The organism is Saccharopolyspora aridisoli, assembly GCF_004348445.1.
Lineage (GTDB): Bacteria > Actinomycetota > Actinomycetes > Mycobacteriales > Pseudonocardiaceae > Saccharopolyspora > Saccharopolyspora aridisoli.
In genome coordinates, this window is record NZ_SMKV01000082.1 from 1 (window position 1) to 582 (window position 582).

General features: G+C 70.1%; 1 pseudogene. It reads right to left on the reverse strand.

Annotated features, from left to right (window positions below):
- Positions 1 to 582, reverse strand: a pseudogene (locus E1161_RS26925) (YncE family protein); the annotation flags it as partial.

The window sequence follows — 582 nt, forward strand, 5'->3', positions numbered from 1 at the left end:
GGGTAGCGCTGTTTGAGGATGAGGGGGTCGGTGCTGAAGGCGAGGAGTGCTTGGCCGCGCGTGTCGATGGTGAGGATGCGGCCGTAGCGGTCCTGGGTGGTGTTGGTGGCGCCTTCGCCCGCTCGAAGTCCTGCGCCTTTGTCGCCGGTGGTGGTGTTGATGGGGGTGATGGCGGTGGTGAGGCGGTCGAGGACGTAGACCTGGCCGGCGTGGTGGAGGAGTTGCGCGGGGCCCTGGAACTTCTCGGTGGTGGTGCCGGGTTGGCCGTGGTTGAGGATGGTGGTGGTGCCGGTGTCGCGGAGGGCGACGGCGGTGCGTTGGGGGTCGAGGTCGATGGCGTCGACGGGTGCGCCTGCCACCGGGGTGGGGTGTGCGGTGGTGGTGCGCAGGTCGATGCGGGTGATCTGGTCGGCGTCGGGGAGTGCTGCGAGGACCTGGCCGTGTTGGGCGTGGATGTTGGCCGGTGGTGCGGGCAGGTCGAGGGTGCGGCGGTTGCCGTTGGTGGTGTCGATGAGGTGCAGCTGGGGGCCGGCGGCGAGCACGAGGGTGTGGGTGTCGCGGTCGTAGGCGGTGTGCTGGGTG